The sequence below is a fragment of the Ruminiclostridium cellobioparum subsp. termitidis CT1112 genome, from assembly GCF_000350485.1.
Taxonomy (GTDB): domain Bacteria; phylum Bacillota; class Clostridia; order Acetivibrionales; family DSM-1351; genus Ruminiclostridium; species Ruminiclostridium termitidis.
The window spans coordinates 21,603-48,409 of sequence record NZ_AORV01000017.1; the positions used below are offsets into that span (position 1 = coordinate 21,603).

Sequence of the window (26,807 nt, forward strand, 5' to 3'; positions counted from 1 at the left end):
GTGGTAGTCTTTCATGATTGTAAAACCTGCAACAAATAGTGAATGGGTATTTACTCCTGATATTTGCAGCAATTATGTTTCTGATGATGTATATTCATTATCCTCTTCCTCTGAATTGTTTAAATTGATTGTTGATATTATTCAGGATGGTATCAGCGTTTTAGACTCGACTTTAACTATTAAATATGCCAATACCGTAATGAAGCATTGGTATCATAATAAATCGGAATCAACTTCTGAAAAGTGCTATCAACGTTTCCATGATATTAATACTCCCTGTGAGGTATGTCCCTGCATAAAGGCACTGGAAACAAAGCAGCCTCAAGTGGAAGTGGTTAAATACCAGCTGGATAATAAGGACCTGGGATGGCAGCAGGTTTTTGCAGTTCCGCTTCTCAACAAGGACAACGAAGTCAGTTTGATTATTGAGTATGTAAGGGATATAACACTCCGGAAAATTGCCGAGGACAACTTCCGCGATCTGGAGGAACAAAAAAGCATTTTGGTAAATACGTTGAAAAACCGTGAACACAGCAGGGACGAGTTGGAAAAAATTATTGTAAACAATGTCGAACGGTATGTAAAGCCATCTCTAAACTATCTTAAGAAAGTAGTAAAGGAAGAAGATATCCATATGGTAAGCGGTATTATTGATGAAATCATTTTCCCGCTGACAAAAACACGTCCATCTCAGGTAAGCACCTTAACACCCAGAGAATTGCAGGTAGCTTCGCTCATTAAACAAAATTGCCCCAGCAAGGAAATTGCAGACAGACTGTGTATCACTAAAAAAGCTGTTGATTATCATCGTGCCAATATCAGAAAAAAATTGAATTTAAAACGTGAGGACAATCTGCAGGTATATCTGGAAACACATCTGTAATCGGGACTGCATTATAGGAATAATAAATGTAAAGCTGCTATTATGCTCTAGCTCATATTTTTTGCGTTTTATTTAATTTTATATTTTCTGCGCTGTTCAATAGGGAGATACTATTGCATGGATAGTCTATATTCAGTGATTCAATGTCACACTCAAAGATAATACCGGCTAATTCACATAAATATACCCGTTTATCTGTTTGCCGGTCATTATCCTTAATAATCTTAAGATAGTTGCAATACTTGCAATACAGCATAACACTTCCCTCCAATCCGTACTTTGCTTTTACCGCATCCACGGCTTATAGGCAAGATATTATCAAATAGAAGCTGCATCGTCCTTACCGGCATTTTTGAATATGCCGGCAAGGACAGTTGCGCTATTAACCGTTACTTGCTCTTGGCACCATTCAGATCCAGCATTTCGCTCCAATCAGGATCCGTTGGACCGCTGTCCTTCAATTTCATTATGTCAATGCCTGTTTTTCCTGCTTTGGACATTTCAACATAATTTTTGGAATCCAGCCACGGGAGAATTGAAGCGGTTTCAACATTGTTTTTAACAACCGGAACATAGATATTTTTCAAATATACCGGATATGTTTCACCCTTGAATTTTGCCTTAACCTGCTGGAATACCATCTCTCCTTCGCTTGAAGGGGGAATCGAGACCGTAGCCTCTACGGTTCCTTCCTTAATCTGCTGGATTGTAGTTTCCTTTCCATTTATGGCGTATACGGGATATGTCTTGCCGGTACTCTTTATTGCTTTCAGTACACCATCCATCATCGCTTCATTATGAACATAAACCAGATCAAAATTTCCGCCGGTCTTAGATATTGCATCCTGCATTACTGTCTGGGCCTTATCGGTCATAAAACCACCTGTCTGGTTATAAACAATATTATCATCAAAAACCTGCTTCGGTGTTTTTCCCCAGGCTTCGGCAAGCGCATCCAGGAAGCCCATTCTATGAAGTTCTGCTATAGCCTGTCCGTATCCGCCTTCAACAGTTACTATTTTCGCAGTTGCGGGATAATTTTTACCCACGAGAACACCTATTTCGTATCCGCCTTCATACCATGGACCTGAAACGCATCCGTCAGGCTTTCCAGGGCCCTTCGGATCGGGAATAGATGTGATGTAGAATATGGGAATGCCTGCTTTATTGGCTATTTCTCCGGCTTTGGAACCATTTGATGAATTGACTGTACACAAAACAATTGCATCGACTTTTTTGGCTACCATATCCTGAACATTGTTTGTTTCCTTTTTGGGATCATAGTCTGATGTGGTTTTGGTCACCTTCCAGCCCTCTTCCCCGGCAAGTGCCTCAAAAACTTCGTAGCCCTTCTGATAATAGATATCAGAACCTGCCAGTATAAATCCTATATTCTTTCCTTTTTCCCCAGATGAAACGGTACTGCCGGATGCTGCCGTACCCGGACTTGATTCCTTGCTTTGGACAGCCGTGTTTGCGCCATTGCTGCCGCAACCGGCTGCTGCAGTTAATAGCAGAACAACTGCCAGGACCAGAGTTAATACTTTTTTCATGATGATTTTCCCCCTGTTATTTTTTTATTTTTATGACCACTGTCACAAATTTCGAATTAATTTGGGTTTATGCCACCTTGTATCTCAAATTATTAACGAATACCGCTACAACAATGATTCCTCCCGTGACCACATACTGCCAGAACGCAGATACGCCTATAACGTTCAAGGAGTTGGAGATTATGCCCATCCATATGGTTCCCAACAGTGTTCCAACAATATTTCCCTTGCCCCCTGATAACGCAGTACCTCCGACAACAGCGGACGCAATAGCTCTCATTTCAAGGTCCGTTCCAAGGTAGGGATTTCCAACTTCATTTCTTGAAAGCATTAAGATAGTAGCTAATGCAACAACCAGTCCGTTGATAACATAAACAGAAAGCTTAAAATTTCTGACACTTATTCCTGCAAGAAACGACGCTTCTTCATTATCGCCCACTGCATAAAGCCAGCGTCCGAATTTCGTATATCTTAGAAGCAGTGCAAATATTATGTATACCAATATCATTATGTATACCATTAGGGGAAGGTTGAAAAATCTTATATTGGTTGCAAAACCGAATTTCCCGGGAATGGGGTATTCAGCGCCATTTGTGGTTATTAACGCAAATCCCTTATAAATAATCATTGCTCCCACCGATACGATAAATGGTTCCAGAGAAGTCCGCGACAGCAGCAGACCCATGAGAAAATTACAGACTACACAAATCAATACACCGACAATGACCGCAATTACAACCGGTGTGCCTCCATATATCAGCCAGGCCATGGAACATGCAGCAAAGGAAAGCAGCGTACCCACTGACAGGTCAATTCCCCCCGAGATCATTAACACACACATCCCCACTGAAAGGATTCCAGGGACAGCCAGCTGTTCAAGCACAATACTTACATTATAGCCGGTGGCAAAATTAGGGGCTATTATTGAACAGACTATTATGTATATAATTAACCCTAAAAACAAAAAAATATTATCATTTGCGAATAATCTTTTCCTGACAGATGTATTTACAAATGCTGATTTTTCAATTTGGCTGTTACTCATATTTTACATCCTCCCAGTGCATACGATAGTATTGTCTCTGAATCAGCATCCTCTTTTGAAAGCTCTGCAAGAATGCTCCCATCTTTCATAACCATTACCCTGTCACTCATTGCGATGACCTCGGGCATATCGGAGGATATCATGATAATAGATTTACCCTGCCTGCACAGCTCCACCATTACCTTATAAATCTCCTCCTTTGCTCCAATATCCACTCCCCGTGTCGGTTCATCGAAAATGTAAATGCTTCCGTCTGAATGAAACCACTTGGATAGGATTACTTTCTGCTGGTTTCCCCCTGACAGAAAACGCACTTGCTGATCAGGTCCCTTGCATTTTATTTTTAGCTTTTCAATATATTCACAGCAGGTTTCTTTATCCCTGTCCGGATGCATGAATCTGACCGGAAATTTCGCCGAATGCGCCAAAATCGTGTTAAGAGAGTTTTTCTGTCTTGTAAATAAACCGGTAAGCTGCCTGTCTTCAGTTATCATGCATAATCCGGCCTTTATAGCGTCTTTTGGCGCTTTGAATCTGACTTTTTCTCCTGAAATCATGATTTCACCTGATTCAGGAATTTTCTTTCCGAATAACAGTTCGGCCATCTCTGTGCGTCCTGCTCCTACCAAACCTGCGAACCCCAAAACTTCACCTTTCCGCAGTGAAAAAGATATGTCTTTCACTCCACCACCCGAAAGATTTTGTACTTCCATAACAGTTTCGCCTATTCCGGCTGCTTCTCTGCTATAAAACATGGAGGCATCCCGGCCTACCATATCTCTTATTATGGAAGCCTCATCAATCTCAGTTCTGTCATATGTCCTTATTTTTCTTCCGTCACGTATTACTGTGACCTTATCTGCAATACGGAATACCTCTTCAAGGTGATGTGAAATATATATAATGCCTACTCCTTTTTCTTTAAGCGCCTGGATAACACTCATCAGCTGTTCTATTTCATGACAGCCGAAGGATGCGGTTGGTTCATCCATTATAATGACCCTGGCCTCCTGTACAAATGCTTTTGCAATTTCAACAAACTTTTGTTGAGCAGTGCCCAGCAGTCTTACAGGTATTTGAGGATCCAGGCCTGTTACACCGATCTTGGCCAGAACGTCAAGAGTTTCTTTGTACATTTGTCTGCGGTCTAAAACAAGTCTTTTTGTTACCTCTTTTCCGATAAAGAGATTTTCCATAACACTCATATTTTGCATAAGAGTATGTTCCTGGTATATTGTCTGAATACCCAATTTCATACACAATGCCGGATTTAGTTTTCCTTGCAGCGGATTTCCCTCTATATTGATTTCACCGCTGTCCCTTTGATGCGCTCCTGCTAAAATTTTAATAAAGGTGGATTTCCCCGCCCCATTTTCTCCGCACAAGCAGTGGACTTCTCCCTCGTAAACCTGAAAATCAAAATCAGAAAATACAGTTACCCCGGAGAATTGTTTTGATATTCCTTGAATGTCGAGTAAACATCTTTTTTCAGGCATTAATTAATTGCCCCCTTTATCCCTTCTAAATACTGGCAAAAACTCTACTAACACTTTTTTTGTCCATGATACTTCTGATAAAACCAACCCAAAACTTCAAAAAAAAGCATAAGAAGACCAATTAGGTAGGTTTGAATTGCTTGATACAAATCTCCAATGGGGTCAAATCTTATGCCAGGGTTAAAAAGACAAGGTGCTGCCATGATATAAGTATACATAAAGTATCTATTTCTTCAGATTTAATGAGTTATATAAATCAGTTCGTGATATACGATAGCATTAACAACACCTTATTTTAGATATTATTGTGCTGCTATTTTGAAATTGCACTTACAGGGCATTGTGATTCACATAATGCACAATCAATACATGTATCCGTTCCTATCTCATATTGGGAATTACCCTTTGATATTGCACTCACAGGACATTCTGTCTCACATAGGCCACAGGAGATACAGTCACTGCTTATAACGTATGCCATATTCCAACCACCTTTCATAAGCCGTCAAAACATTAAGTGTGCTTTTCTTTGATTCCGCCTTTTGTCTTAATCATATTTACATACTCATCAGTATATTTCCTGTCAAAGGTCGCACATCCTACTTTTGTCTGCGAAATCAGCATCTCTACGCAGTGGTCGCAAAGAGTACACCACTTAATGGATGCATCATCGCTTTTCTCCATCTTTGCCGGGAGAAAAGGATCTGCATAAGATTGACGTCCAATTGCTATAGCGTCAACAATACCGTCACTTATGTTCTTCTCTCCCCAGAAGCGAAGCGTATTATTTTCCCTCTTAACTGCATGGAAGCCTTTTCTTCCATCCCTGTATATTGAATAGCCGGAACCTATTACTGCTGTTTCGGGCTTCAAATTTTCGCGGCATACCTTCTGCAGATAGAAGTGAATATAAGCATAGTCGGGAGTACGTACGTCAGGGTGGGCCAGATCCAGAGTAATGGAAGGCGAACCCGCCGACTGCAGTACGAAGTTTGCTCCATGAGCCTCCAATGTTTTTATCAGGTCTATTGATTCTGTGAGATCCATACATGCACTGTTTGCATTCAAGGTCCCGCAGCCGCCCGGAAATCCTTCATAAATTGAAATTTTTGAACCAATTATGAAATTCGGGTCGGGAATAGCCGCACGTACACCATCGTAAATATTAATTGCAAACTGCTTGCGGTTTTCCCAGCTGCCTCCGTATTTCCAGTTCTCTTTGTTGTAAGGCCTGAGAATCTGAGAACCCAGGTAGCCATGGCAGAGCTTGAGATCTACTCCGTCAGCTCCAACTTCATAAGCGTATTTTGCCCCCTGTATATAAAGAGCAATTACTTCATCGATTTCCTTTTCTCCTACAAGCTTTGCATCCTCATAGCCGGGAAGCGGTTCTTTGGTAACGCGTATTCTGGTTGAAAACTCAGGATTGCTTATTTCACCTGAATGTGTGATCTGAAATAATAAAATAGTTTCAGGGTTTATTTTTTTAAGGTGTGCAACAAACTTTTTCAGCGCCGGTATATTGTGCTCTCTGATTGAAAGCTGGTCTTTACGGGATCTATGCTCGTACTGGGGGGTGATAGCCTCTAAAACAACAATACCGGCTTTCCCTTCAAACAGTCTTTCATAACGTGCATAAGTTTCCGGACTCGGATCACCATTCGGTAAAGCATCACAGCATTCCATAGCATTGATAACTATACGGTTTGGGGCTACCCTGCTGCCAATCTTCAAGGGTTTAAAAAGCGGACTTAATTCACTCATTTTTGAAACACTCCTTTAGAAATTATTTGGTTTTATGCGAATGAGCTCATCTGATGCTTATAGTTTAAACCAAATGAGAAAAAGAACAACGCCTATAAAATGACTGTAAAATACTAATAAAAAACTAGTGTTGTTAGTCATCAGGAAAATTTGCCCAAAGGATGTGCCCTGAATATACAGAATATTATACTAGGTTTATATTAGAATTAATCAAGTATTATTCAGGAATTATAAATACCGGATTTGTATTATAACATTAGAGGGTATAAGGCTTTTAATAACTATTAATCTAAAGGAGGCTATATAATGGGCAGAATGGTAACATTATTTACAGGGCAGTGGGCTGATCTGGAATTTGATACTATGTGTCAAAAGGCCGGACAAATGGGCTATGAAGGCTTGGAAATCGCATGCTGGGGCAATCATTTAAATCCATCAAAGGCAGCAAAGGATGAAAGTTACGTGCAATACATTCTGGATACTTTAAAAAAGTATGATTTGAAATGTGAAGCAATCGGGGCACATATTATAGGCCAATGTGTAGGAGACGGGCCTGACACAAGACTGAACAACTTCGCTCCCAAGGAATACTGGAACAATCCTGAGGGAATCAGGGCCTGGGCTACCCAGGAAATGAAGTATTGCGCAATTGCTGCAAAACGGCTTGGCGCAAAGGTTGTCACAGGCTTTACCGGATCTCCCATATGGAAATACCTTTACTCCTTCCCTCAGACAACCGAAGCAATGGTTGAGGAAGGTTTTGACGAAATTGTCCGCCTGTGGACTCCAATACTGGACGTGTTTAAGGAAAACGGCATTAAATTTGCCTTGGAAGTTCATCCCGGTGAAATCGCATTTGATTACTATACCACCGAAAAACTCCTTCAAAAATTTGCCGGCCGTGAAGAATTCGGACTGAACTTTGATCCAAGCCACCTTATATGGCAGGGAATCAAGCCCCATATCTTCCTGAATGATTTCATTCACAAAGTATATCACGTGCATATGAAGGATGCGGCAGTAACCCTGGATGGAAAATCCGGATTACTGGGTTCACATGTTGATTTCGGAGATTTGAGAAGAGGATGGAATTTCCGCTCTTTAGGGCATGGGGATGTGAATTTTGAAGAAATAATCCGCGTTTTAAACCGATATAATTACCAGGGTCCTTTGTCAGTGGAATGGGAAGACAGCGGTATGGAGAGAGAGTATGGCGGAGCGGAGGCAGCGGCATTTGTAAAAAAGGTGGATTTCGCTCCTTCAAATGTAAAGTTTGATGATGCAATTAAAAGCTGAGGAGGTTGTAAAATGAAGCGCAGTATTGTTCGTTATGGCATGGTTGGCGGAAGTTTAAATTCTTTTATCGGAAGAGTTCATAAAAACGCTCTTAATTTTGAAATTAATGCCGAACTGTCGGCAGGATGCTTCAGTTCAAACAGTCAAAACAATCTTGACACCGGAAGTTACTATGGCCTGCCATCAGACAGGGTTTATCCCGATTACAGGGAAATGGCCCAGAGAGAAAGTCTGAGGAATGATAAAATTGATTTTGTTTGTATTGTCACCCCCAATTGCTCGCATTATGATATTGCAAAAGAATTTTTGCTCCATGATATCAACGTGGTATGCGAAAAACCACTCTGTTCTGAAATAAGCAATGCGGAGGAATTGCAAAAAATTGCCCGTGAAAGAGGACTGCTTTTTGCGGTCACATACGCCTATTCAGGCTATGGCATGGTGAAACAGGCCAAGCAGCTTATAGAGGAAGGTGCAATAGGCAGGATAATCAATGTTAATGCGGAATATCTGCAGGAATGGCTTATAGACTCCATCGGCAGCAGTGCTTCCCAAACTGCCAAGCTGTCTGGTTGGAGGACAGATCCTAAAGTTTCGGGGATATCCAATTGTGTGGGGGATATTGGCACTCACATTGAAAATACCGTTGCATATATGACCGGATTGAAAATCAAGCGCGTTGCAGCCAAACTGGATTACTTCAACCAGCCTCTGGACTTGAATGCAAACATACTTATAGACTTTGACAATGGCGCCGGCGGAGTTTATTCCTGCTCACAGGTAGCCGTAGGCTATGCAAACGGCTTAACTGTGAGGATCTTTGGCACTAAAGGTGCAATCGAATGGAGGCAGGAGCAGCCAAATCAGCTAAAGGTTACACTTAAAGGACAGCCATCAGCCGTTTATGAAAGAGGTACAGGATATATCACCGGAAGAGCCGCCCAATTAAACCGCATACCCAGCGGACATCCTGAGGGCTACTATGAAGCCTTCGCCAATATTTACAAAACTTATTTAAGTGCCGTTCTGAAAACAATTAACGGAGAAAAGCTATTAAAAGAAGATATGGATTTCCCCAAAATTGAAGATGGGGTTGAAGGTGTCAGGTTCATTCATGCCGTGGTCAAGAGTGCAAAAAATGACTCTGTTTGGACTGCACCGGATGAGATCAGCTGAAGAAGTAAAAAAAAAGCGGATCTCAAACATATTTTTTGAATAAATAAAAAGTATATAAAAAGCAGGAATCCTCCAAATTTGTATACAAATCTTGGAGATTCCTGCTTTTGCAGTTCACAGAGCTTTATATTACATATTGCTTATAATTTTTACGGGTTCTTACTCACTTTTCACAAATGGTTTCAACAGCATTGTGGTATGGAACCGCTGTGCGTTAAGCCTGTATTTTTCTATCAATTCCGGTCCGCAGCTGTTGGAGCCTATGCCGCTCTGGGCATAATCCAGGCAGAGAACGGTACTGCCGCTCTTTTCAAGTTCAAAATTATGCAGCTTGCTGGTTAATTCCTCCTGAGTATAGTAAGAAGCATTAAAACCAAAAGGCTCATCATCCAAAACCAGCAGACCAAGACCGGAATCCGAGCTGACTTTTACATAATGGCAGCCCCAGTGGCTTCCGTTTTCCTGCGGTTTGATATAGTCCTCGTGCAAATTGTCCACCCTGGCTGTAAACCTGTCAATATATGAGGCTCTGCGCTTGTCGGCATAGCTTTCATAGGGCCCGAAGCCAAAGTATTCAACCTTGTTGATTTCCTGAGGCAGGAACAGTCTGAGGCCGAAACGCGGCAGGTATGGTGTCTCCATATTCTTTTCCACCTGCATATTCACCGATATTGTACCGTCGCCGGCAATATTCCATTCCGTACTTATATCCAGTATTCTCTGAATATGGACAGCGGTAACGGATAGCTCTGTTATTATTCTGATGTTGCTGTCCTCCATGGATACCTGTGTGGAATAAGCTCTTGAGAAAGCCCGGTCATAACCGCATTCCTCCCATTTTCCCCGCACATTCCTGTCATTGTCGGTAGGCGCTCTCCAGATATTATAGTTCATGGGCTTTTCAAGGAGCACATTATTATCGTAGACCATCCTTTCAAAAGCACCTGTCAGTTTATTGTAGGTGTACTTGAAGTTAACCCCCGATACGAATATATATCTGTCAGTCTCACTAAAGGACATTTCGCCCTTTGGAGAATCATATTCCCCCAGCAGGCTTTTGATTCTGTCCTCCTTCAGCCCAATCCTGTCAACTGCCGCTTTAACCTGGTCAAAGCCCAGGAGATGTCCCCTCTTTGTTAAAGCAAGATCGTTTTTTTGGTGATAATCAAATTTAATATAGCAATCCCCTTCAATAGGCTGGTCAAATGTCAGATAAATAACTTTTTCCTCATGGGGCTTGATATTCAGGATACTTTCATCCTCTATAATTCCCCGGGCAATCACTTCACCGTTCCTTGCCACACTGTAGGATACATACAGGTAATCCCCTGTATTCACAAAGTCCAGCATATTCTGGAATGTGAATTTCCCCTCTTTTGGGTTCTCCTTTACCAGCCTCAGCGGCCTGATCACATTCTTATACTCCAGCAGACCCGTATGGATTCTTCTGTCGGGGTAAACAAGCCCATCCATACAAAAATTTCCGTCATGGGGGAATTCTCCGAAATCACCCCCATAGTAATACTTTTCCCTTCCGTCTTCAGTTCTGCCCATATAGACGGCATGATCGCACAATTCCCACACAAAGCCGCCGCAGAAGCCGTCATATTTTTGAATCAAATCATGATAGTCTTCAATATCTCCCGGCCCATTGCCCATTGCATGAATATATTCACATTGTATGAACGGCTTATCTCCTCTGACTTCTTCAAAATATTTTTTAATATATTCTATTGAGGCATACATGCAGCTGAATAAGTCCAAATTGCTGAAATCACATTTATAGCCTTCGGGAGTGTAATGAGCGCTCTCGTAATGGGTCAGTCTGCTGGTATCATAGCCCTTTATCCATCTCAATGCACTTTCGAAGTTTCTGCCGAAGCCCGACTCATTGCCAAGAGACCAGATTACAACACACGCATGATTCTTATCCCTGATCACATTTTTCCTAACCCGGTCCAGTATTGAAGCCTCATAATCCGGATCGTGAGCCAGCATCGGAAAGGCTTTGCCATCCTGTCCCCCGCCGAAAATAGTTGTTGTGCCGTGGGTTTCAATATCAGCCTCAGCAATAACATAAAAACCGTATTTGTCACAAAATTCGGTAAACACAGGCGCATTGGGGTAGTGGCTGGTACGTATTGCATTTATGTTGTGCTGCTTCATCAGTGTGAGGTCCTTCAGCATATCCTCTACTGTCACGGCAGGGCCTGTGACCGGATTGCTGTCGTGCCTGTTCACTCCTCTGAATTTGATTTTTTCTCCATTCAGGTACACAACACCGTCAATTATTTTTATCTCCCTGATGCCAACCCTTATGGCTATGGCTTCCTGGGCCGTATTCAAAACCAGGGTATATAAATTCGGCTGTTCGGCATTCCAGAGCCGGGGATTTTCCAGATTTATACGGAAGTCCCCCTCCTGCACAGTTCCTCTTCCCAACTCGGTTCTTGCATCGGCAGCCAGGAGCACATAGTCTGCCGGCACCGGCTTCCCATCCAGGTATTCAAGTTCAACCGTAATGTCTGCCTTTTTATAGTTATCCGACAGTGCTGTCTTTACGAAGAAATCCCGTATGTGTTCCTGAGGACGATAGAGTATATAGACATCACGGAAAATACCCGAGGTCCTGAATTTGTCCTGATCCTCCAAATAGCTCCCGTCACACCATTTTAAAACAAGCACCGCAATGGTGTTTGTACCTTCCCTGACGAAATCCGTTATGTCAAATTCGCTTGTGGAGTGTGAAACCTGGCTGTAGCCCACGAATACGCCGTTTATCCAGAGATAGTAGCAGGAATCCACACCCTCAAAATTGATGTATTTTCTCATATCTTCATTGCCTGCAGCTATTTCAAATTGTCTCACATAAGCTCCGCATGGATTTTCCACCGGCACATAAGGGGGATCGAAAGGAAAGGGATATTTGATATTTGTGTATTGGTGCCTGTCATAGCCATGATTTTGCCAGACTGAAGGAACCGGTATTTTATTAAAACCCTCCATGTCGCAGCCTTCCAGATAAAACTCCTCCGTTATATCGTAAATGCTGTTGAAATATTTGAAGTTCCACTCTCCGTTAAGGAGCTGAAACCGTTTCGATGTATTTCTGTCCCCGGACATGGCCCCGGCCTGATGAGGATAAGGAATATAATACGCTCTATCCTCCATAGTACCAACATGAAGAGTTTTTGTATCTTCAAAATAATTTTTAACCAACATATTGTCATCACCACTTTCGAATTAATAAGTGCATATCTTAATTTAAATTATACCTTCCGGTTATACCCGATTCCATTAATAAAATAGAATAAAACCTGCACAAAATTAAACAGACACATTTGTGCTGCCGGTGTAAATAGTATAATATATAGATATAATCCATTAAAAATCGGTATTAACAAATCAAATTTGTATTCGAAATATAGTATGTGTAAATAAATCTCTTTTTAATAATTACAATAAAACTAAACGGAGTAAGCAAAAGGAGTAAAAATATGATAAATATATCGGGCTATATTAATGATGCAGACGAGGATATTGTTGACAGCAAGAACTTTTTTTCTGTAAACAGCTGCGGTTATTACAGGCTGGTAAAACAGGCATCCTTTGAAACAAGCCGGTCCGAAGGAAGACCGGATTATCAGCTCCTTTATGTGGCCAAAGGTACCGCAGATTTTAAAATTGAAGGAGAGCTTATGACAGTAGAAGAAGGCTCTGCTGTTATTTATCTGCCTCGTCAACCCCAATATTACATATATCATCTGGAAAACAACCCCGAAGTGTATTGGCTTCACTTTTCAGGAGCACAGGCCGGAACTTATCTTAATAATTTGGACTTTAAAGGCGGCTCTCTGTTCAATGTTGGAATGAAGAATAATTATATACCAATATTCGAGAAAATAATAAGAGAACTGCAGCTGAGGAGAAAACAATTTTTCGAGCTGTCAAACCTTTATGCCCTGGAGCTTCTGTCCCTTATGTCCAGAAACATGTCCGAAGGAAGCTCCAACATCCACCGGATAAATGAACAACTGCAGAATATTATTGAACTTATGAATAAAAATTTTACGCAAAAGCAAAGTGTAACGGAGTATGCAAAAATGTGCAATATGAGTACCTGTTGGTTTATCAACTGTTTTAAGACTTACACAGGCATGACTCCGCAGCAGTATATAACCGATATCAGAGTAGCAAAAGCAAAGGAGCTTTTACCAAGCTCCTCATTCAACATTTCTGAAATATCATCCATTGTAGGCTATGACAACCCCTTCTATTTCAGCAGGATTTTTAAGAAAAATACCGGACAGTCTCCCAGGGAATATAAAAACAGACTGGAAACACAGGCGTAAATCCATTCGTTGTGCAAATTGGTTGACCAATTTTGCGAGTAAGAAATGTTACTAATTGTACCGGTACTTCCATACTAACTTCAAGCAATGCTGGCACACAAAGCGCTTACTTGAAATAGTACGGCTAAAATACTTGTTGTTCACCTACAAATTTCAGCAAGCACTTTTACCGTGCTCACCATTGCTTGAAGTTGTACTCGCGTACCGGTTAATCAGCACAAACTGTGGAACTGCAAAGTCGAGAATCAACTTAACAGCACAACGAGTTAAATTATACAAGTATGTTTATCAGTACTCAAGCTCCAGCCTGTTGCCTGCCAGTTCAAAGCTTCCCCTGGCCGTTTTGTTCCCGGTCAGCTCCAGGCTTCTCCTGTCGGGCTGGCATCCGGATACGTATACATTAAACCTGCCCGGCTCCAGAATACACCCGCCGTCATTATCTATGAGGGCCATTTGCCTTGGAGTAACAGTAAAGGATACCTCAGTTGTCTCCCCCGGCAAAAGGTGTACTCTTTTTATGCCTGAGAGCTGCCACCTGGGCACTTCTACACTTGCCTCCACATCCTCCAGGTAAAGCTGGACTATCTCATCGGCTTCATATTTGCCGGTATTCTTAAGGGTAACACGGCAGCTGAATTCCTCACCCGTATTGAGCTTACTCCTGTCAATCTGCAATTCGCCGTACTCAAAATTGGAATAGCTTAATCCGTAGCCGAAGGGATACAGAGCTTCATTCTCCATATATCTGTATGTCCGGTTTCTCATGGAATAATCGCAGAAGTCGGGCAGTTCTTCCGAAGTTCTGTAAAAGGTAACCGGCAGCCTTCCGCTGGGGCTGAATTCACCAAAGAGCAGTGATGCTACGGCTTTTCCGCCTTCGGCACCCGGATACCAGGCCTGTACTATGGCCTGCACATGTTCATGGGCCCAGTTTACCGCAAGCGCACTGCCTGACAGCAGTACCAGTATGACGGGTTTTCCTGTTTTGCAAATGGTTTCGAGAAGTTCCTGCTGATGCCCGGGCAAATTCAGGTCTGACTTGTCTCCGCCCGCATACTCATTGGATACATCCCCCTGTTCACCCTCCAGTGTGGCATCAAGTCCAAGGCATAATACCACCGCATCGGACCGTTGGGCCATTGCAACTGCTTCGCCGAAAAAGTTTTTGGGAGCTGCAAGTCCGGGCTTCTCTTTAAATAAGTGGCAGCCCGCCGAATAATATACCCTTGTACCCGGCTTAACAGCATTTTGAATCCCTTCCAACACTGTGGTATAACGTGAGGCAGTTCCGGAATAATTGCCTGCCAGGGCATTCCTGCTGTCTGCATTAGGGCCTATGACTGCAATTGTTTTTACCCTTTCCCTGTCCATAGGAAGGGTATTGCTGGCATTTTTCAGTAATACAAGCGACTTTTTGGCCAGCTCAAGCGAGAACTCCCTGTGCCGGTCACAGTCGTTAAGCTCAAAGGGAATTGAGGCATAGGGCACATCTTTGTCGTCATCAAACATGCCAAGCTTCATTCTCGCGGTCATCAGCCTGACAACCGACTGATCTATCTGTGCTTCGGTCACAAGTCCTTCCTTGTGGGCAATCAGAAGATTGATATACATATTCCCGCAGTTGAGATCACAGCCGTTGTTAACGGCCAGGGCCGCAGATTCAGGTGCAGTCTTTGTAACCATGTGATTTTCGTGGAAATCCTTTATTGCCCAACAGTCAGAGGTCACATGGCCCTTGAAGCCCCATTGGTCCCTGAGAATATCCTTCAGCAGGGTTTTGCTTCCGCAGCAGGGCTCCCCGTTGGTTCTGTTGTATGCACCCATGACAGCTTCAACCCCCGCTTTTTTGACACATTCCTTAAAGGCCGGAAGGTAGGTTTCATACATGTCCTTCCTGGAAACTACGGCGTTGAAGCTGTGGCGTTCTCCCTCGGGGCCGCTGTGCACTGCAAAGTGCTTGGTGCAGGCAGCTGTTTTCAGGTATTTATCATCATTTCCCTGAAGTCCTTTCACAAAAGCCACCCCCAGCTTTCCTGCCAGGTAAGGATCCTCTCCGTAGGTTTCATGTCCGCGGCCCCATCTGGGGTCTCTGAATATATTCACATTGGGAGCCCAGAAGGTCAACCCCTTGTAAATATCCGTGTCGTCATGCTTCAGCGCTTCATGGTATTTTGCCCTGCCTTCGGTTGATATTATATCGGCTGCCTTATACAGGAGCTCTTCATCAAAGGTTGCGGCCATGCCTATTGCCTGGGGAAACATTGTAGCGGTCCCCGCCCTTGCAACTCCATGGAGTGCTTCATTCCACCAGTTGTACGCCCTCACGCCCAGACGGGGGATCGCCGGAGCGCTGTGAAGCATCTGCGTTACTTTTTCCTCAAGGGTCATCCTTGAGACCAGATCCTTTGCCCTGGCCTCAAAACTCAAATCTTTATTCAAATAATCAGGAATATTGTCCATAAAATCTCCAAATTGATTTAGCTCTAATATATTTTTCTGCCCAGCTCATCAGGTATTCCGGTCTTTCTGAAGAAATAGGTGTTGATAATGTCCCTCCACTCTTTTGAGTGTGTTATTTGTCCTTCCAGCCTCTCCATTACATGGCCGAATACATCCTCCTCTACCTTATCCTTCAGGCTTTCCCACTTCCGCTTTAACTCCTCTGCCTGTTCAACGCCTTCAAAATGAGTGTTATAGATGTATTGTATCAAGGTCTCCCCTGATTTCAACCTGTAGTCATAAGGGATGTAGTGGAAGAACAGCAGTAATTCCTCCGGGCATGTCTCAACATTTTCATAGAGACGGGCCACCTCCTTATGATATTGCCCCGCATAGCCGGTTCCGTTCCTGACATTTCTGTCCACGCCGATACCTTTGTGGTCTGCCCGGTGGTAGGTTCCCCACTTGTCATACTCATAGCCGTCGACATTTGGGCCGTAATGATGGTTCGGATTGACCATCCAGCCGATGCCCAGAGGTGACGTGTAGTTTTCATAAGTCCTCCAGGAGCCCAGGAGCATATCCTTTATGGTGTCGACCAGAATTCTGTCATTTGAATAGGTAAGCCTTATCCAGCTTTCGGCAATCTCTTCCGAGGTCAGTTCGGGGTCCCAGGCCAGCCGCGCATACCCAAAGGTATTTGCCTGGGCCATCTGGTGCCCTGTCCAGTTGGTGTCGTCACCGATGTTGGTAACAGTGGCAAACCCGCCGTATTTGTTTTTGAACACCTCACGGCTTATAATTTTCTTTACACTTGTGCCCCGCCCTTTTGCGCAGGTGTCAAAATCCAATACCTCTTTCCACATAGGCACCAGATAGCATAAATGTTTTTGCTGTCCCGTATACTCCTGGGTTGTTTGAAGCTCCAGCACCTGATTTGTTTTTTCCAGGCCGCCTATGAGCGGGGAAACAGGTTCACGCACCTGGAAATCCATGGGCCCGTTCTTTATTTGAAGCAATACATTTTCCGCGAAGGCTCCGTCCAGCGGCATAAAGTGGTCATAAGCAGCTTTTGCCCTGTCAATGGTACGGTCTCTCCAATCCTGCAGGCAGTTGTAGACGAAGCATCTCCAGATAACAAGGCCGCCGTGCGGTTTCAAGGCTTCAGCCAGCATATTTGCTCCATCTGCGTGAGTACGCCCGTAGGTGAACGGACCCGGCCTGCCTTCTGAATCAGCCTTTACAAGAAAACCTCCAAAATCGGGCATATACGCGTAAATAAATTCCGCCCTGTTTTTCCACCACTTCCGTACCTCTTTATCCAGGGGATCAGCAGTAAAAAGCTCTCCTGTGGACAGGGGACTGGCAAAGTTTATACTCAGGAAGAGCTTGATTCCATAGCTGCGGAATATTTCATTCAGCTTTGCTGCATCCTTTATATATCTGTCGGTTATCAGCAGGGTTTCAAATTTATGCACATTAACGTTATTTATGGCTATGGCATTTATGCCCACCGAGGCCAGCATTCTTGCGTAGTCGCTTATCCTTGCGAGGTTCCCTGTTATTTTATTGTTTTTGTAGAATATCGACTTTCCTGCGTAGCCTCTTTCGATACTTCTGTCCATATTGTCCCAATGGTTTACCATTCTCAGCTGATTTACGGGATTTTCAATTCTTGGCAGTCCATCCAACCCGGTTCCTGTCTGAATGAGTCTCAGCAGGCTGAATACACCGTATAACAGCCCTCTGTCGGTTTTTCCGGCAACCAGAAGCTGCTTTTGTTCATTCTCTGTCAGGAGCTTTATTATAAAACCCTCTTCTCCCAGGTTTTGCTTTTCCCTGCCCAGCAGCCCGGCAATACTCTTATTCCCTGAAAGAGTTCCAAGCATCAGAAAAGCCGGTTTTGCCGGTTCCTCAGAAATCTCGGGCCTGATTCCCAGAATCCCGGCCAGGCCCCTTTTCAACTCATTTACCGCACTTTGTGTAATCGCCGTATTCTCTTTAATCACAATGCTTTTCAAGAGATTTTTATATTCACCGGACAATTTTTTATTTTCAAGCTTGTAATATTTAAGCCAGCACTTGTACATGGAAGTACTTTTCGGATTGCCTGCAACCACAAAATTACTCATCAGTTTCCTCCCTGACTTCTTCGAATTTATATTTTAATTGTTACTGCGAGTTGCTATATATAATACATTAATACTTTTTATTTACTCTGAAGTTTTTTCATTTTTCCAATAGCTTCCCAAAGTCCGTTCAGATAAGCAATTCCCAAAGCCCTGTCATACAGACCATATCCCGGCCTTGCCTTTTCACTCCAGATCATCCTGCCGTGGTCCGGTCTGATATACCCTGTAAAATTTATATCATGATAAGCTTTCATTATTTCAAACAAATCCAGCGAACCGTCCCCGGACAGATGTGAGGTCTCATGGAATACCCTGTCACCGATGAACTTTACATTTCTTACATGCCCGAAATGGATTCTTCCCATACCTCCAAAATGTCTGATGATCTCGGGTATGTTATTTTCCGGATTTGCACCCAGCGAACCGCTGCAAAGGGTCAAGCCGTTATATGGGCTGTCCACCAGCTTCACAAGCCTGTCAAGGTTCTCCCTGCAGGTTACTATTCTTGGCAGTCCGAAAAGTGACCATGGCGGATCATCCGGATGTATTGCCATTTTTACGTCTGCTTCCTCACATACAGGTATTATTCCATCAAGAAAATATTTAAGATTTTCAAACAGCTTCTCTTCATCCACACTTTTGTACTTTTCCAGTGTATCCTTCAATTCGGCCAATCTCTCGGGTTCCCAGCCCGGCAATGCAAATCCGTTTGAATTTGTGGCCATATCCTCTACCAGCTTGACCGGATCTATATCCTTTACAACATTGTGGTCATAATAGAGAACCTCCGAACCGTCGGGCAGTTTGTGGGCAAGTTCTGATCTAAGCCAGTCAAATACCGGCATAAAATTGTAGCAAATAACCCTGACTCCCGCTTTTCCAAGATTTCTGATACACTGCCTGTAATTTTCTATATACTGATCTCTGGAAGGAAGGCCCAGTTTAATATCTTCATGGATATTGACACTTTCTATTACCTCCAGCTCCAATCCTTCTTTTTTCACTGAATTTTTTAGTGACAGAATTTTTTCCATGGGCCATACATCACCCACAGGCACATCGTACAATGCGCCCACCACTCCGGTGACGGCCGGTATCTGCCTGATTTGTTCCAGAGTTATGCTATCGTCCTTTTCTCCAAACCATCTGAATGTAATTTTCAAAAAATCATCTCCTCATATAACATACTTTTCAAGAACTTTTCTGACAGCATTCCTGCCTTCCAGCATTTCGCAGAAGAAGCCTTCAATTTTGCCTCCCAGGCCGGCCTGATACAAATCCAATCCGAAAATCCTTTCGTTGGAAAGCAGGGGCCTAAGACAGTTTCCGGCAGTATCGGCGCTCCCCAGCTTTACTCCCTGGATATACGTTCTGAGTTCATCCAGCATGGGATCTGGACTTAGCTCCATCTCATCGCCCGAATCATCTATTCCTATAAGATAACGGCACCAGCCGGCTATAACAAGAGGTATAAACGTCAATTTTCCAGCATCCAGTGTGGAATGATTAACATATGTTTTAATGGTCTCCCCGAAGCGTACCGGAATTTTTTGCGAGGTATCGCAGGCAATTCTCTGCGGTGTATCGGGAATAAACGGATTTGGCAGCCTTTGCTTCAAAACCTCATCAATAAATCCGGCAGGATCAATTATACCGGGATTGACAACAACAGGCATTCCTTCCTCATACCCCATTCTTTCCACAAGTCTCTTCAACTGCTTATCCTTCATCTCGTCGGCTATGAGCCTGTATCCCAGAAGGCATCCGAAAATAGCCAGGGCTGTATGTAATGGATTCAGACAGGTTGTAACCTTCATTTTTTCAACCTTGTCTACGGTGGCTTTGTCTGTGAAATAGACTCCCGCCTCCTCCAAAGGAGGGCGGCCATTTGGGAACTTATCCTCAACAACGAGATATTGAGGCTTTTCTGCATTTACAAATTGGGATAGATATGAATTTTTTGCAGTGCAAATTATTTTGGTGCCCTGGATCCCCAGTTCCTGCAAAGTTTTATCCACCGCCTCCGAAGGCCTGGGGGTTATTTTATCCACCATTGTGCAGGGAAAAGCCACCTTCTCCGGATTATCAATGTAATAAAGGTAGCCCTCCTCAACAAACCCGCCTTTAAGCCAATAAGCAGCCATAGTTTTTATTGACTCTTTAAGGATATCTCCATTGTGAGAGCAATTATCCATGCTTACCAGTGCTATGGGCAATTCTCCCGCCCTATACCTGAGGTAAAGCAGCGAAGCAATTTTTGCCGCAAGGCTTCTGGGACTTTCAGGACCGTTCTGTATATCCTCTTTGACTGAGGTTAAAAAATCCCCCGATATATCTGTCAGCCCATAGCCCTTTTCAGTGACAGTGAAACTTACAAGCTGCAGCGAGGACTTGCAGAAAATTTCACTCAGCCGCTGCCAGTCGGCAGTTACCTCGGTATTTCCCACAAGACTTTCAGATACACTGGCTATGATCTTTTTCTCCAGAGTGCCGTCAGGAAGAAGATGTACCAAAATAGTCAGATTGTCCGACGGCTTATATATCTCTTCAATTATCATATTATCATTAGGAGCTACCGCAATTATACCCTTTTCCGCTTTTCCGTCCTCCAGCAGCTTCTGCTGAAGTGCGGCAATAAAACCTCTGAAGATATTCCCTGCTCCAAAATGAACCCATACCGGCGCTTCGTATGTTTTATCCAGCATCTGTTCCATATCAAACTTCGGTATTTCAAAACCTGCCTGCTGCCAAAAGCTGTTCTCCAAACTTTTTCTGTTCAACTCCATGTTTATCTCCAAATTAATTTTTTAGCAATTCTTATATTCCACCCGGTTTTAAGGGTCAATAGCGGCATTATCATCTGTCTGTGCGGAAGGGCGATGCCGGCAGTCCTTCTTCATTTATCAAATTGGCAGCTTCCGGATTGTCGGCCCAGGCATATCTCACCGCTTTGGGCATTGAGATGCTGTCATTCCACACTACTACCGTGTTACCTTCGATCCTGGCTTCAGCCCATTTAAATATCTCATCGTCACCTGCTATGGCAAAATGTTTCAACTCCTTGCCATTTCCGGCCTTTAATCCACTTCCTATATTGAAAAATTCAATTGTTATCCTGTTGTTTTTTATTTTCATATCCTTAAATATTGGGCCGGAAGAAATTATTTCTTCACCATATGCCTCACTCCGGGCAGCCAGTGCAAGCCTTTCTCCCACATCTTTTTTACGCAGCGGGTGCATATCATTCCACTCACCCAGGTCAATAGCAACAGCCATGGCAGTGCCGGGTATCTGCAGTGAATCAAGCTGGGCTTCGCGAAGCTGGGCCCACTGGCTTTCAGAGGGCAGTATATCGGCTGTTCCGTAGTTGGGTAGCTGTACAAATATGAATGGAAGATTACTTTGCTTCCATTCCTGTCTCCAGTTTTCAATCATGGTCTTCATAAGGCTGAAGTACTCCGACGGCCTTGAGGTATTTGACTCACCCTGATACCACAGCGCACCCTTGACGGTATAATTTGTAAGAGGGGCCAGCATCCCGTTATACAAAGCCGTTGGCTGCCATTGAATGAAAGTGGCTTCGGGCAAAGGACCGCAAACTGCTCCCACCCTGTATTTCCATTGACCGGTCAAATCAATGATATGACCTCCGGCTGTCAGCATATATGGCTTGCCGGAAATAAATTCACCATTTCCATTGTTGCTTGTGACCCTTACCGTGATGGTATTCTTGCCTTTTCGCAGCAAATCTGCCGGGATATCATACTTTCTCGGGGGATACTGGTACGTTATTTCCCCGACAAACTTTCCGTTTACATAGGTTTTGTCACTGTCAACTATCCTGCCCAGCCAGAGCCTGGCCGGCTTATTCAGCATATTTTCCGGAACCTCTATTTCTTTTCTGAACCATACGGCTCCATTTAATCCCTCAAGACCTTCATTTTCAAACCTGGCCGGTAAATCCATGTCTTCCCACCCACTTGTGTCCACTTCATCGGAATACCAGGGAAATTCGCCGGAAGTCATACCTGCATCATGCTTATCCAGATTTGCATACCATGAATTGGTGGCTTTTTCATCACTTGTCAGAACTTCTTTTATGTAATCCCCGTCTTTATATGGAAGAAGCCTTTCCAAAACTTCAGGATATGATTTTAATGCCGCCTCACTTACCCATGACTCAATTGGAGAGCCTCCGATGGCTGCCTTTATAAAACCCACAGGTACCTGATACTTTTCATGGATGGCCCTGGCAAAGAAATAGCCCACAGCCGAAAATCCCCTGATGGTTTCCGGACTTGCCGCCTCCCAGCTCCCTTCTGCAAGATCGGTATGGGGTGTATTAAATTCATACCTCAGTGCTACATTAAAGTGCCGTATCTGCGGGTAATCGCAATTGACCATATCGGCGGGATATTGATCCTTTACTCTTTCCATGGGCAGTTCCATATTGGACTGACCTGAACAAACCCAAACTTCTCCCACTAAGACATCCCTTACCCTTATGGCTGTGGAAGCCTTGATTTCCATGTCGTACGGGCCTCCGGCCTTTAAATCCTCCAGAAAGATCTCCCAGCAGCCTTCCTCATCGGCCCGGCTTTTGTAACACTTGCCGATAAATTCAACTCTTACGTCTTCACCGGCCCCGGCCCACCCCCATATCCTTACGGCAGTTCCTCTTTGCAGAACCATGCCGTCACTTATCAAACGCGGGAGTTTAAGCCTTCTGTCTTTACTCCCTGTATCCTGTGTTTTATCCATATTAACCTCTCCTAAATGAGCACTTTTTGCCAATGTCTTTTCCGGGCGTTTTTATTGTCCATTAAAACCCAGTCAATATATAAACCACTCCAGAATGAAAGCCTTCACGCTTTTCCTTACATAAATTATACTAATGACTACTTGCTACTAATATGTTTATATTGCCGTTTGACTTGCAATAATTGCTATGATAGAATTATATTATAATACATAGGCTATATGGAAAATTTTCCGGCTGCCGAAAGATTTTCTTACCTTAAAGTAAAGTTAGAGGTGCATATGAAAAAGCGGTATCACGATTATCAAACCCGTCAGCAAATGCATGCAAAGGACTATGAAATATTTTATTATTCAGATTCAACCATTGAAAAGGTTTCTCTGCATCACCACGATTTTTACGAGTGCTTCTATTTTATTTCAGGCAATGTAAGTTATTACATTGAAGGCAAAACCTATGCCTTGAAACCCGGGGATATTGTTCCCGTCAATACCACCGAGCTCCACCAGCTCATTGTTAAAGACCATACCGTTCCCTATGAAAGAATTGTTTTATGGATAGATAAAAACTTTCTGAACAGTCTTTCAACCGATAAAACTGACTTGGCCGAATGTTTTTATAACAAAAAGGATTATGTTATCAGATTGTCTCTTGACCTTCAGCAGAATATAAGGTCAATTTTTCATAAAATCATTTCAATTGAAAACTATGAAGGTATAGGAAGCGATATTCTTTACAAAGCATATTTTGTGGAATTATTCGTCCAGATCAGCATGGCTCTGCAACACAACAGCATAAGACCTGATGCCGATGTTAAAAAAAGTAATATGATTACCGATATTATTGAATATATAAATAATCACATTGAGGAAGAGTTGACCATAGACGCTCTTTCGGAGCACGTATTCCTCAGTAAGTATCACCTGTTGAGAGAATTCAAGAAACATTCGGGTACTACCATTCATAAATACATAATTCAAAAAAAGCTGATTCTCGCCAAAGAGCTGATCCTCAAGGGCATACCCATAACAGAGGTTTTTAAGCAATGCGGGTTCGGAGACTATTCAAACTTTTTCAGGGCCTTCAAAAAGGAATACGGTGTTACCCCAAAGTATTTTTATTCCAACTTCAGACAGGATTTATAAGAAGTACACAACTCCGCCGGTAAAACACAATAAGCTATGATTTCAAATTTCTAAACAAAAGAGCTGCTTCACAACAATTCTCCTTATGTGAAGCAGCTCTTTTATTTTTTATCTCATAGTAAAATATAAGAATTATTTACCGTAGTACTTTTCATATTTTGCTGCACGTTCATCTATTATAGCCTGAGCGCCTGAAGTAAGGAAATCCTTAAATGCGTTGTCATATATGGAGTCAAATTTGTCCGGCTTTGCAGTTACGGCCTGAGTCAGCATATTATCACGTTTTTCCTTAAGTGCCGGACCCATTCCTTCTTCTGCCTTGATCTCGCCTACATTGATATGTTTACTGATAACAGCATCTTTGCTGGTGAGTTCATATGCTTTTGTAACATATTTCGCATCTACTCCGGCGTAGCCCAGAGCAACGGATTTCATTGTCAAATCGGGATCGCCAAGATCCAGACCGTTTATTGTCATAGTGTAATCGATATTATTAGGAGAATTCATGTATTTATCTCCAGTAGTAGCTATTGTCCTTATTAAGCCGTCCGGAGTCTTTTCATGAGTAACACCCTCTTCTCCGATCTGGAGGAACTTGCGGTTGTCGAGTTTGCTTATCCAGTTGAGATACAGCAATGATGCAACAGGTTCTTTATTTGTTGCCGGGAAGAAGATTTTACGGTCAATCGGAGGGCTGAGCAATTTTCTGTATACCCCTGCGTCATTCTTGAAGGGCTCTACTGCGATAAATGCCGCATCAGGTCCAACTGTCTTCTTCATATTTGCAATAATACTGTCATCTCCGCCGCGGTACGGATAATCCCAGTTATGTATCATTGCTCCGACATATCCGGCTTTCATCTGGTTGTCTATATTCTTGTCTCCGGCAGGATACAAGGGGAAATCCTTCCAGATCAAACCTGCATTGTACCATTCGTTGAGCTTCTTGATTCCGTTCTTATAGCCCGGAGCCAATAAGTGTCTGTCGTCAAAACCGTTAATATAATAATCCTTATCTGAGTTTACAAAGCTGTCAGGGATATAGGATGTTATTAAATGATCAGCATTCCAGCCTACATCTACGCTGAGGAGGAAAGGAATTATCTTGTCGGCGTTAGCTCCGAGTAATGTTTTAGCATTGCTCTGGAAGGCCTTCAGCATTGCTTCAAACTCTTCAATAGTTGTCGGCTCTTTTATGTTCAGTTTGTTCAGCCAATCTTCACGAACAAAAGTGTTGATACGTTTGTTCTGGAAAAGCATGGACTCAATAGCCCAAATTGTTCCCTTGTCAGGGTCCTTATCCCAGGTCATGTTCTCTTCACCAACCAGAGAGTACAGGTCGGGGAGTAATTGCTTATTGCTTTCGAGAAGCGGTGCCAGGTCAAGTATACCGCCCATGTTTGCATAGGTCTGTACAGTTGGATAACTGTAGGTAAGGCAAACATCAGGTGCATTGTTGGCAGCAAGGAGATTGTTCATCTGTTCCTGCTCGGTCCAACGGGGTACCGGAATAAATTTAACTTCAACGTTATAGTCGCGAAGCATTCCTTCTTTAATCCAATTGGTATAGAAGTTATCTTCTGCCTTTGTTCCACCATCTACAGCACGGTCAAATACTTCAACAGTGATGGATTTCTTTTCCGCAAATCTTCCAGGCAGGCCTTCAGCACCTGCCGCCGAGCCGTCTGCGGTACTGCTCACAGCCGCTGATGAACCGGCGGTTGATGTAGCTGTGGAATCACTGGAACCGCAGGCTGCCAAACTGGTAATCACAAGAAGGCAGGCCAATAAAACTAAAAGTACTCTTTTCATATAAAATCCTCCTTTAATTTATCATAATTAGACATATTATGTCTAAATACAAACTAACCCTTTACTGCTCCTATGGTCACACCGGTGATAAAATACCTTTGAAGCCATGGATATACCAGCAGGATGGGTACTGTGGCAAATATGACCGTCGCCGCTTTAATGCCGTCCGAGAGACCCGGGTTGGCAAAGCCCTCCTGAGCTGAAACCTCGATATTGTTAATGCTATTGATGATGTTGTACAGCAGAAGCTGAATCGGATAATATTTTCTGTTACCCATATATATCAGTGCATCTGAAAAACCATTCCAGCGTCCCACCGCATAGAAAAGTGAGAGAGTTGCTATTACCGAGGTAGACAGAGGCAAATAGATGCTGACAAGGGTGCGTATGGGCCCTGCACCGTCTATCTCTGCAGATTCGCGCAGGCTGTCGGGTATCCCATACAGGAAGCTGCGCATTATGATCATATTGAATACACTCAGACAGCTTGGAATTATTAACACCAGAGGCTTGTTAATGAGATCCAGATCCTTCATCAGCAGATAGTTCGGTATTGTACCTGCATTAAAATACATGGTAAAGATAATCAAGGTGTTGATTACTTTCCGTCCTTTGAGCTTGTCATAAGTGAGCGGGTAGGCACATATGGTTGTCATAACCATGGATACCACCGTACAAATAAATGTTAATATTGCAGTCCAGCCAAGTGACCAGACGTATTTGCTGTCGTTGAACACCAATTTATAGGCATTGGTATTGAAGCCTTTCGGCCATAGTGTGACCTCTCCTTTGATCAAGGCTTCCGATGCACTGAGAGAACGCGCCGCAATGTTAACCAGCGGTAAAAGACAAACTAAAATAACCAGGAAGCATATGAAAGCTATTATCCAGTCACCTAATTTGGTACTTCTTGATTTAATCATTCTGTATATCCTCCTTCAAATATTATGCTATA

The 26,807-nt window shown here is 43.1% G+C and carries 18 protein-coding genes; 5 read left to right on the forward strand and 13 right to left on the reverse strand.

The window, feature by feature from the left end; translation table 11 throughout:
• Positions 1-13 precede the first annotated feature (13 nt).
• Entirely contained in the window at positions 14-883 is an 870-nt protein-coding gene (locus CTER_RS03280; RefSeq protein ID WP_004623748.1) for a PAS and helix-turn-helix domain-containing protein, read from the forward strand.
• A 389-nt stretch (positions 884-1,272) separates the two neighbouring features.
• On the opposite strand, the gene CTER_RS03290 is transcribed toward CTER_RS03280, so the two are convergent.
• The 5 genes from CTER_RS03290 to CTER_RS03305 all read right to left on the reverse strand — a co-directional run bounded on the left by CTER_RS03290 (position 1,273) and on the right by CTER_RS03305 (position 6,741).
• On the reverse strand, positions 1,273-2,436 hold the full coding sequence (locus CTER_RS03290; protein WP_004623716.1) for a sugar ABC transporter substrate-binding protein: 1,164 nt from the start codon (positions 2,434-2,436) through the stop codon (positions 1,273-1,275).
• Positions 2,437-2,503: 67 nt separating this feature from the next.
• Complete coding sequence (locus tag CTER_RS03295) at positions 2,504-3,481, reverse strand: ABC transporter permease (protein WP_004623753.1); 978 nt, start codon at positions 3,479-3,481, stop codon at positions 2,504-2,506.
• Entirely contained in the window at positions 3,478-4,977 is a 1,500-nt protein-coding gene (locus CTER_RS03300; RefSeq protein ID WP_004623707.1) for a sugar ABC transporter ATP-binding protein, read from the reverse strand. The genes CTER_RS03295 and CTER_RS03300 overlap by 4 nt, the downstream gene beginning before the upstream one ends.
• 313 nt (positions 4,978-5,290) lie before the next feature.
• Positions 5,291-5,458 (reverse strand): DUF362 domain-containing protein, encoded by a 168-nt coding sequence (locus tag CTER_RS27380; protein ID WP_004623730.1) that lies wholly within the window; start codon positions 5,456-5,458, stop codon positions 5,291-5,293.
• Positions 5,459-5,490: 32 nt separating this feature from the next.
• Positions 5,491-6,741: an oxidoreductase gene (locus CTER_RS03305; protein ID WP_004623694.1), complete on the reverse strand. Its 1,251-nt coding sequence runs from the start codon at positions 6,739-6,741 to the stop codon at positions 5,491-5,493.
• A 306-nt stretch (positions 6,742-7,047) separates the two neighbouring features.
• Here CTER_RS03305 and CTER_RS03310 point away from each other — a divergent pair, with 306 nt between their 5' ends.
• Complete coding sequence (locus CTER_RS03310; RefSeq protein ID WP_004623722.1) at positions 7,048-8,037, forward strand: sugar phosphate isomerase/epimerase family protein; 990 nt, start codon at positions 7,048-7,050, stop codon at positions 8,035-8,037.
• Positions 8,038-8,049: 12 nt separating this feature from the next.
• The gene (locus CTER_RS03315; RefSeq protein ID WP_004623759.1) at positions 8,050-9,213 is read left to right on the forward strand and encodes a Gfo/Idh/MocA family protein; all 1,164 of its coding nucleotides are present in this window, start codon (positions 8,050-8,052) and stop codon (positions 9,211-9,213) included.
• Positions 9,214-9,372: 159 nt separating this feature from the next.
• Here CTER_RS03315 and CTER_RS03320 read toward each other — a convergent pair whose 3' ends face one another.
• Positions 9,373-12,435, reverse strand: a complete 3,063-nt coding sequence (locus tag CTER_RS03320; protein WP_004623710.1) for a glycoside hydrolase family 2 TIM barrel-domain containing protein — start codon at positions 12,433-12,435, stop codon at positions 9,373-9,375.
• A gap of 275 nt (positions 12,436-12,710) precedes the next feature.
• Between CTER_RS03320 and CTER_RS03325 the strand changes: the two genes are divergently transcribed.
• Complete coding sequence (locus CTER_RS03325) at positions 12,711-13,565, forward strand: AraC family transcriptional regulator (RefSeq protein WP_004623701.1); 855 nt, start codon at positions 12,711-12,713, stop codon at positions 13,563-13,565.
• A gap of 288 nt (positions 13,566-13,853) precedes the next feature.
• On the opposite strand, the gene CTER_RS03330 is transcribed toward CTER_RS03325, so the two are convergent.
• The 5 genes from CTER_RS03330 to CTER_RS03350 all read right to left on the reverse strand — a co-directional run bounded on the left by CTER_RS03330 (position 13,854) and on the right by CTER_RS03350 (position 22,897).
• A complete protein-coding gene (locus tag CTER_RS03330) occupies positions 13,854-16,025 on the reverse strand; it encodes a glycoside hydrolase family 3 C-terminal domain-containing protein (protein ID WP_004623712.1) in 2,172 nt (723 codons plus the stop codon).
• 23 nt (positions 16,026-16,048) lie between these two features.
• On the reverse strand, positions 16,049-18,136 hold the full coding sequence (locus CTER_RS03335; protein WP_004623734.1) for an alpha-glucuronidase family glycosyl hydrolase: 2,088 nt from the start codon (positions 18,134-18,136) through the stop codon (positions 16,049-16,051).
• Positions 18,137-18,213: 77 nt separating this feature from the next.
• Complete coding sequence (gene uxuA, locus CTER_RS03340) at positions 18,214-19,299, reverse strand: mannonate dehydratase (RefSeq protein WP_004623745.1); 1,086 nt, start codon at positions 19,297-19,299, stop codon at positions 18,214-18,216.
• 12 nt (positions 19,300-19,311) lie between these two features.
• Positions 19,312-20,922, reverse strand: a complete 1,611-nt coding sequence (locus tag CTER_RS03345) for a mannitol dehydrogenase family protein (protein WP_004623717.1) — start codon at positions 20,920-20,922, stop codon at positions 19,312-19,314.
• A 70-nt stretch (positions 20,923-20,992) separates the two neighbouring features.
• The gene (locus tag CTER_RS03350) at positions 20,993-22,897 is read right to left on the reverse strand and encodes a sialate O-acetylesterase (RefSeq protein ID WP_004623696.1); all 1,905 of its coding nucleotides are present in this window, start codon (positions 22,895-22,897) and stop codon (positions 20,993-20,995) included.
• 279 nt (positions 22,898-23,176) lie between these two features.
• On the opposite strand from CTER_RS03350, the gene CTER_RS03355 reads away from it, so the two are divergent.
• Positions 23,177-24,040 (forward strand): AraC family transcriptional regulator, encoded by an 864-nt coding sequence (locus CTER_RS03355; RefSeq protein ID WP_004623740.1) that lies wholly within the window; start codon positions 23,177-23,179, stop codon positions 24,038-24,040.
• A 132-nt stretch (positions 24,041-24,172) separates the two neighbouring features.
• Here CTER_RS03355 and CTER_RS03360 read toward each other — a convergent pair whose 3' ends face one another.
• Positions 24,173-25,852, reverse strand: a complete 1,680-nt coding sequence (locus CTER_RS03360) for a type 2 periplasmic-binding domain-containing protein (protein ID WP_004623756.1) — start codon at positions 25,850-25,852, stop codon at positions 24,173-24,175.
• A 53-nt stretch (positions 25,853-25,905) separates the two neighbouring features.
• The gene (locus tag CTER_RS03365; protein WP_004623687.1) at positions 25,906-26,775 is read right to left on the reverse strand and encodes a carbohydrate ABC transporter permease; all 870 of its coding nucleotides are present in this window, start codon (positions 26,773-26,775) and stop codon (positions 25,906-25,908) included.
• Positions 26,776-26,807 lie beyond the last annotated feature (32 nt).

What these genes read in the sequence shown, in the direction of transcription:
- CTER_RS03360 (WP_004623756.1), bottom strand. Translation starts at nt 25,852, where the DNA reads ATGAAAAGAGTACTTTTAGTTTTATTGGCCTGCCTTCTTGTGATTACC.
- CTER_RS03280 (WP_004623748.1), top strand. Translation starts at nt 14, where the DNA reads ATGATTGTAAAACCTGCAACAAATAGTGAATGGGTATTTACTCCTGAT.
- CTER_RS03330 (WP_004623712.1), bottom strand. Translation starts at nt 16,025, where the DNA reads ATGGACAATATTCCTGATTATTTGAATAAAGATTTGAGTTTTGAGGCC.
- CTER_RS27380 (WP_004623730.1), bottom strand. Translation starts at nt 5,458, where the DNA reads ATGGCATACGTTATAAGCAGTGACTGTATCTCCTGTGGCCTATGTGAG.
- CTER_RS03310 (WP_004623722.1), top strand. Translation starts at nt 7,048, where the DNA reads ATGGGCAGAATGGTAACATTATTTACAGGGCAGTGGGCTGATCTGGAA.
- CTER_RS03295 (WP_004623753.1), bottom strand. Translation starts at nt 3,481, where the DNA reads ATGAGTAACAGCCAAATTGAAAAATCAGCATTTGTAAATACATCTGTC.
- CTER_RS03315 (WP_004623759.1), top strand. Translation starts at nt 8,050, where the DNA reads ATGAAGCGCAGTATTGTTCGTTATGGCATGGTTGGCGGAAGTTTAAAT.
- CTER_RS03300 (WP_004623707.1), bottom strand. Translation starts at nt 4,977, where the DNA reads ATGCCTGAAAAAAGATGTTTACTCGACATTCAAGGAATATCAAAACAA.
- CTER_RS03345 (WP_004623717.1), bottom strand. Translation starts at nt 20,922, where the DNA reads ATGGAGTTGAACAGAAAAAGTTTGGAGAACAGCTTTTGGCAGCAGGCA.
- CTER_RS03325 (WP_004623701.1), top strand. Translation starts at nt 12,711, where the DNA reads ATGATAAATATATCGGGCTATATTAATGATGCAGACGAGGATATTGTT.
- CTER_RS03320 (WP_004623710.1), bottom strand. Translation starts at nt 12,435, where the DNA reads ATGTTGGTTAAAAATTATTTTGAAGATACAAAAACTCTTCATGTTGGT.
- CTER_RS03355 (WP_004623740.1), top strand. Translation starts at nt 23,177, where the DNA reads ATGAAAAAGCGGTATCACGATTATCAAACCCGTCAGCAAATGCATGCA.
- CTER_RS03290 (WP_004623716.1), bottom strand. Translation starts at nt 2,436, where the DNA reads ATGAAAAAAGTATTAACTCTGGTCCTGGCAGTTGTTCTGCTATTAACT.
- CTER_RS03305 (WP_004623694.1), bottom strand. Translation starts at nt 6,741, where the DNA reads ATGAGTGAATTAAGTCCGCTTTTTAAACCCTTGAAGATTGGCAGCAGG.
- CTER_RS03335 (WP_004623734.1), bottom strand. Translation starts at nt 18,136, where the DNA reads ATGAGTAATTTTGTGGTTGCAGGCAATCCGAAAAGTACTTCCATGTAC.
- CTER_RS03350 (WP_004623696.1), bottom strand. Translation starts at nt 22,897, where the DNA reads ATGGATAAAACACAGGATACAGGGAGTAAAGACAGAAGGCTTAAACTC.
- CTER_RS03365 (WP_004623687.1), bottom strand. Translation starts at nt 26,775, where the DNA reads ATGATTAAATCAAGAAGTACCAAATTAGGTGACTGGATAATAGCTTTC.